This is a genomic window from Halorubrum ezzemoulense DSM 17463 (genome assembly GCF_002114285.1).
Classification (GTDB): Archaea; Halobacteriota; Halobacteria; order Halobacteriales; family Haloferacaceae; genus Halorubrum; species Halorubrum ezzemoulense.
Genome location: NZ_NEDJ01000111.1, coordinates 1 through 6,387, shown reverse-complemented (window position 1 = coordinate 6,387; position 6,387 = coordinate 1). Strand labels below are relative to the sequence as shown.

Below are 6,387 nucleotides of genomic sequence, written 5' to 3'. Positions count from 1 at the left end.
GACCAGTTCTGGACGGTCGAGTACTGGACGTGGGCGTCCTCGCCCACGAACACTTCGACGCCGCCCGAGTGGAGGTTGAACGCCGAGTACTTCGGGGCCGAACAGCCCTCGATGTAGTGGACCTCGGAGCCCTCCTCGGCGATGATGAGCGTGTGCTCGAACTGACCCATCCCCTCGGAGTTCATCCGGAAGTACGCCTGGACCGGCATCTCCACGGTGGTGTTTTCGGGGATGTAGACGAACGAGCCGCCCGACCAGATGGCGCCGTGAAGCGCCGCGAACTTGTTGTCGCTCGGGGGGACGCACTTCGTCATGAAGTGCTCGCGGACGAGTTCTTCGTGCTCCTGGACGGCCTTGTCCATGTCACAGAAGATGACGCCCTTCTCCTCCCACCGCTCCTGCATGTTCTGGTAGACGATCTCGGACTCGTACTGCGCGCCGACGCCCGAGAGCGCGTTCTTCTCCGCCTCCGGGATGCCCAGCTTGTCGAACGTGTCCTGGATCTCCTCGGGGAGGTCTTCCCAGCTCTCGGCGCCGCCGCGGGCCTCGATGTCCGGGCGGATGTACGGTACGATCTCGTCGATGTCGATCTCGGAGAGGTCTGGCTGGCCGGGCCAGTCGGTCGGCATCGGCATCTCCTGGAACTGCTCGAGCGCGCGCAGGCGTCGCTCCAGCATCCACTCCGGTTCGTCCTTGTCCTCCGAGATGACGCGGACCGTCTCCTCGGTGAGACCCTTCTCGGTCTGGAAGGCGGACTTCTCCTCCTTCTTGAACTCGAAGCGAGCCTCGGTGTCTGTCTCCTTGAGGTCGTCCTGTTGTGAACTCATAGTGTATTGTTACTGATTCCCGTGTTTACGTGTGTCGCGTGCCCACATTCGGTTACGCCGCCTCGTAGGCGTCTTCGCGGACCCAGTCGTACCCCTCGTCCTCGAGCTTCTCGGCGCGCTCCGCGCCGCCGCTCTTGACGACTTCCCCGTCGAGCATGACGTGGACGTGGTCGGGCTCGACGTAGTCGAGAATGCGCTGGTAGTGCGTGATCTGGAGGACGCCCGTGCCCTGCTCGTCGCGGAGCGCGTTGATCCCTTTTGAGACGTCTTTCAGGCGGTCGATGTCGAGCCCCGAGTCGATCTCGTCGAGCACGGCGACGCTCGGCTCCAGCATCGCGGCCTGGAGGACCTCGTTCTGCTTCTTCTCGCCGCCGGAGAACCCGGCGTTGAGGTAGCGCTGCATGAACTTCTCGTCCATGTCGAGGAGCTCCATCTTCTCGGAGAGAATCTCCTGGAACTCGGCGACGCCGATCTCGCCGTCGTCGGCGGGGCCCTCCATCGGGGAGGTCTCGTACCCCTCGTCGTCGTCCTCGGCCTCGGCCTCGGCGGCCTCCTCCTCCTCGTCTTCGAACAGCTCCTCGCGCTCGTCCGCCTTCGCGTTGAGCGCCTGTCGGAGGAAGTTCGTCATCGTGACGCCCTCGATCTCCGCGGGGTACTGGAAGCCGAGGAAGATGCCGAGCGCGGCGCGCTCGTTCGGCTCCAGCTCCAGGAGCTCCCAGTGATAGTCCTCGTCGTCGAGGTCGACGTCCACGTCGGCGACGTCGGCCTCGTCGAGGTGGAGCAGAATCTCACCGCCGGTGACCTCGTAGGCGGGGTGGCCGGCGATCACTTTCGCGAGCGTCGACTTCCCCGAGCCGTTCGGTCCCATCAGCGCGTGGATGTCGCCCGACTCGACGGTCAGATCGACGCCGAGAAGGATGCGTTCGCCGCCCTCTTCCGCCACTCGTGCGTGAAGATCGTTGATTTCGAGAGTAGCCATATGTATTCTCGTGCCTCGTACATCGATAGTGGGGGTTGAGGGGGTTAATGGTTACGCATCTCCCCGTCAAAAATCGCATATCGACCAAGAAATTTTCTAGCAATCGAAAAGTGCTTTCCAGAGAGCGCGTTCGCGCTCGTCGGCAGTCACATGAACGAGCCGAGTCCGGTCTGTTCTTGCCCCGTCTTCACCTCCTCCCACGACATCCCGAGCGCCTCGATCACGCGCTCTATCGGCCCCTTGAGCGTCTTGTCCAGCATCTTCTCCCAGTCGACCTCGAACTCTTCGGGCACCTGATCGGCGTACTCGAAGCAGATCACGTCCGGGTCGCGCTTGAACTCCCCGTACAGGGGGTCGCGCTGGGGGTCGAGCCCTTCCTCCTCCTCCATTCGCGTCCAGAAGTCCGGGTGGACCTTCTCGATGTACAGCCGCTTCGGCTTCGACCCGCTCCCGAAGTTCGTCCCGAGCATGCGGTTGGCGTACTTCGCGCCGCGGACCTGCGCGGTCGGCGTGTCGTAGGCGTCGAGCTGCTTGCCGATCCCGCCGGGGATCCCGATCTCGTCGAGGTCCACGTCGCCGTCGAGCACCCGCGCGATGACGCCTTCGAGGTACGACTTCACCTCCTCCATGTCCTCGTCGATGTCGTCGCCGGTGACGATCGTCTCGATGACGTTCTGTTGGACCTCTTTCGTGATCCCGGCGATGTCCGAGCGCTTGTACTCGAAGCCGGTGATGTCGATGTCGTCGACGTCTTTCCCCTCCTTCCAGACGATGTGGCCCGCGTACCGCTTCTTCTTGCCCGCCTGGAAGAAGCGCCGGTAGAGCTTCTCGAACTCGATCTCGAAGCGGTGCTCGTCGGCGTTGAGCTCGTCGCGCGCGAAGTCGTCGTAGCGCTCGTTGATGTGGTCCTCTATCTCGAAGGAGGTCTCGATCGCCTCCCGTTCCGACATGTCAGAAAGGGATAACATAACCGAGTCGGTGTCACCATAAGCTACCTGATAATTAAGCTCTTCTGCCGCCTCCTCCGTGAAGTCGATGACCTCGCGGCCGGTCGCAGTAACGGCTGCCGCGCCCTCTTTGTCGTAGAGGCGGAACCGATCCCATCCCGTAACCCCATATAACGAGTTCATAATAACCTTGACAGCTCCCTGCTGCCGGTCGTACTGCTCGTACGGCTCGGTGCCCGGGTCGTGGTCGTTCCGGAGCGCCTTCTTCTCCTCGCGCTCGGAGAGCAGCTCGTCGACCATCTCGCGCATGATCCCGTCCGGCTCCTTCCGGAAGTGGGTCCCGTTGGGCGCGACGTACGTCTCGCCGCCGTACTCGTCGGGGTCGACCTTCGTCTCCGGGCCGGCGTTGATCGTCACCATACACATCGGGTAGAGGCTCTTCAGGTCCTGGACCGTCACCATCTCCTTGACGCCCGTGATCGGGTCGAAGACGGCCCCGCCCTCGAACTCCTCCGACTCCTGTTGGCCCTTCGTCGGGAGCGCGAACTTCCCGAACGCCTTGTGGAGGACGTACATGTCGACGGTGTCGCCTGGCGTCGGCGCGTCCTCGATCTTACAGCCGACGAAGGTGCGCACCTCGTCCCAGAACGCGATCACGTCCTGCTTGCGGTCGATCTCCACGCACAGCTCCACGTCGCGGATGCTGTACTCCAGTAAGCGCTCGGGGTCCTGCTCCCAGAGGTCGCCGATGTCGCCCGTGTAGCGCTCCTTACCGACGCCGAGCTCGCGCTCGCCGACCGCGTCGAGGCGGTACGACTCCAGCTCGGTGAACATCGTGCGTTTGTAGGCGTACAGCAGGTCGAAGACGACCCGGCCCTTCACGTCCGGGCCGCCCCAGCCGGAGCGCCACACCTCGCCGATCCGAGAGAGCCGGTCGATGTCGAGGTCGTACTCGCTCCCGTCGTCGAGCACCTCCAGCCGGTCGAGGACGTACGGCGCGTCGAAGTCCTCGAAGTTCCACCCGGTCAGGAGGTCCGGGTCGGTGTCGTCGATGTACTCGACGAACGCGTCGAGCATCGCGGCCTCCTCGTCGAACGTGCGGACCCTGAAGTCGACCTCTGCGCCGTCGCCGACGATCCCCTCGTACTCCGGGAGGTCTTCCGGCGGGGGAATCTCGGCCTCCGGCGCGTCGTACAGCCAGACGACGTACTCGTCCTCGTAGGAGTCGTGGCTGGTGAGACAGATGATCGGCTCCTCGCCGTCCTCGGGGAAGCCGCGGCGGTCGTCCACCTCGATATCGAAGGTGTTCACGCGCAGGTCGGCGTCGACCTCGGCCGGTTCGAGGTGCCCCTCGTGGACCTGAATCGTCTCTTCCCCGTCGTCGAGGCGCCGCTCCTCGACGCGGATGCCGCCGTTGATCCCGTTGTCGATCAGGAAGCGGTTCGGGAAGAGGATGTCCGCCTCGAAGCTGGTCGCGAAGTCGTCGCGGATGTTCCCCACGTCGCGCGGGGTCCGGGTGACGATCCGGGTGAGCGGCTCGCCGCGGATGCTCTCGTAGGGCTCGCCGTCGGGGCCCGCCTCGCGCGTCCCGATCACCACGTCGTACTCATCGACGGGGTCGCGGTCGAGGTCGGCCGTCGGGACGTAGAAGTACGGCTCGACGCCCAGCACGCGGAGGTGTTCGACCACGTCGTGGTCGGCGTCCTCGACGTGTTCCGCCGGTCGCCGGCCGAACACGTGGACGACCGGGTACTCGTCGCTGCCGTACCCCTCGACGGCGTAGTCGATCTGGGTGATCATCAGTTCGACGGTCCCCGTCGACTCCGGGAACTTCGCCTCGTCCACGTCGACCACGTCGTTCACGTGGCCCCGTCCGCCCCCGGCGACGACGGCCGCCTCCTGCGCGGCCAGCTCCTCCCGTTCGGTGTCCGTGTCGCCGTCGGCCTCGCCGTCCGCGTCCCCGGCCGACGAGAAGTCCGACAGCCCCGACTGAGTCATATCCGTCCTTCGGCGTCACCCGGCTAAAAAACACGGCTTTCGGGTGCGGCGAGGTATCCCGCCACGGAAAGGCATATATTGTGTGACTTCTTACCACGGCCCATGTCTTCGGATCCACGTTCCGGACCCCAGGCGGCTCGCCCGGCCGACTCCGACGCGGTCGACGCCGAGGTGGAGGTGTACGAGGACGACGGGAACGTGGTGCTTTTCGACGCGACGAACCCCCTCGCCTGGGTCGAAGCGAGCCGAACGGTGCGGCTCGCCGACGCGCTCTGACCGGCCCGCCGACCCCGCGCGCTCCGTCCGTCTCCTCCCGTAGCCGCGGCGTCGCCCGGACGGAACCCCTTTGCCCCGGCCCGGCGTAGGTGCGGGCGTGTTCAGCCTCGACGAGGACGACGAGGGCGAGATCTCCGTCGGCGAGAGCTCCGACGCCGAGCGGGAGATGACGCCCGACATCCCCAAAGCCCCGTCGGTGAAGACGTTCGACGACGGCGGTGACTTCGAGGGGGCGAGCGACGTCGACCAGGGGACCCTCCGCGCGTTCGTCGTCGCCGTCGTCTACGCCAACGCCGCCGTCCTCCTCGTCGCGCTCGGCCCCATGGTGTGGTTCTTCGAGGGGTGGTCGCGGGCCGGCCCGGCGCTGCTCGTCGCCGGTCTCCTCGCCGGGGTCCGAACGTACCAGACGTACCGGTCGTGGCGGCGCTCGCAGGGCGAGGCCGACGAGTCGGAGTCGAATCCCCCCGAAGAGGCCGACGACACTGATGCCGACTCCACCGCTGATCCCCCGGAAGCGTAATGTCCGACGGGGCGCTGGTTCGACCATGCAGACGGTCCGCGACGGCGACGGCGAGACGTACCTCCTCGTGAAGCGATCCGCCGAGTCGAGTCGCGTGCGCGACCCCGCGACCGGCGCGGAGCGGTACGTCGACAACGAGGAGCTCAGCGTCGTCGACGGCGAGTCGCCGCTCGCGACCGCCGCTTCGGGCGTGCCGGAGCCGGTCCGCCGGACGCTCGGGGCGGTCCGCGACGACCGCTCGCTCGGCCTGCTCGCCGTGGTCGCCGACGAGGGACCGATCGCCGCGATCGACCTCCTCGACGCCGCCGACATGTGCGAGTCCGACCTCCACGGCGCGCTCTCAGAGTTCCGGGCGGCCGGACTGGTCGCGGAGGCCGAGGTCGCGGGGCGGCGCGGCTACGAGGCGACCGCGGTCGCGACCGAGGCGCTGGGACTGTTGCGGGACGGGTCGGCGGACGAGGGCGACGGGGTTGACGAGGGCGACGGCGACTGATACCTCACTTATAGCCGCGATCTGCGGTCGTCTGCGGCTGTTCGCTTATAAATAGTTGATTCTAGATCGACGGCGAACAGCTCCAAAGCCCCAGCCGCGAGGCTGTCGCACGCTCGCTGCGCTCCTCGTCACTCACTTCGTTCGCTCCTGCGGTGCTTACGTCGCCTGCGACCGCCTCGCGACTGCCCCTTTGAGCCCCACCCGACCGCGACCGCACCCCAGCCTCACGCCTCCCCACCCTCCTCGCGCGCGCCCTTCCCGCTCCCCCCGGCCCCCCCCCACCCCCCCGCCCCCCTCCCGCGTCCTCCTCCCCGCCGCCACCGCCCGCCCCCCCCCCGCACGCGCCC

6 protein-coding genes are annotated in these 6,387 nt (G+C 66.5%); 3 read left to right on the top strand and 3 right to left on the bottom strand.

Annotation, left to right across the window (positions count from 1 at the left end; all coding sequences use genetic code 11):
- The 3 genes from sufB to B9H04_RS17080 form a co-directional block, all read right to left on the bottom strand.
- Positions 1-827: Fe-S cluster assembly protein SufB (gene sufB, locus B9H04_RS17090; protein WP_085682885.1), on the bottom strand; the 827-nt coding region annotated here is incomplete at its 3' end.
- 52 nt (positions 828-879) lie between these two features.
- Positions 880-1,806, bottom strand: a complete 927-nt coding sequence (locus B9H04_RS17085; protein WP_085682884.1) for an ABC transporter ATP-binding protein — start codon at positions 1,804-1,806, stop codon at positions 880-882.
- Positions 1,807-1,952: 146 nt separating this feature from the next.
- Positions 1,953-4,751: a DNA-directed DNA polymerase gene (locus tag B9H04_RS17080; protein ID WP_049931714.1), complete on the bottom strand. Its 2,799-nt coding sequence runs from the start codon at positions 4,749-4,751 to the stop codon at positions 1,953-1,955.
- A gap of 102 nt (positions 4,752-4,853) precedes the next feature.
- On the opposite strand from B9H04_RS17080, the gene B9H04_RS18910 reads away from it, so the two are divergent.
- The 3 genes from B9H04_RS18910 (at position 4,854) to B9H04_RS17070 (ending at position 6,040) form a co-directional block, all read left to right on the top strand.
- Positions 4,854-5,027: a DUF7331 family protein gene (locus B9H04_RS18910; RefSeq protein WP_167373101.1), complete on the top strand. Its 174-nt coding sequence runs from the start codon at positions 4,854-4,856 to the stop codon at positions 5,025-5,027.
- Positions 5,028-5,124: 97 nt separating this feature from the next.
- Positions 5,125-5,547, top strand: a complete 423-nt coding sequence (locus B9H04_RS17075) for a DUF7322 domain-containing protein (RefSeq protein WP_049931716.1) — start codon at positions 5,125-5,127, stop codon at positions 5,545-5,547.
- Between the two features lie 25 nt (positions 5,548-5,572).
- Positions 5,573-6,040 (top strand): DUF7346 family protein, encoded by a 468-nt coding sequence (locus B9H04_RS17070; protein ID WP_049931718.1) that lies wholly within the window; start codon positions 5,573-5,575, stop codon positions 6,038-6,040.
- Positions 6,041-6,387: the final 347 nt, after the last annotated feature.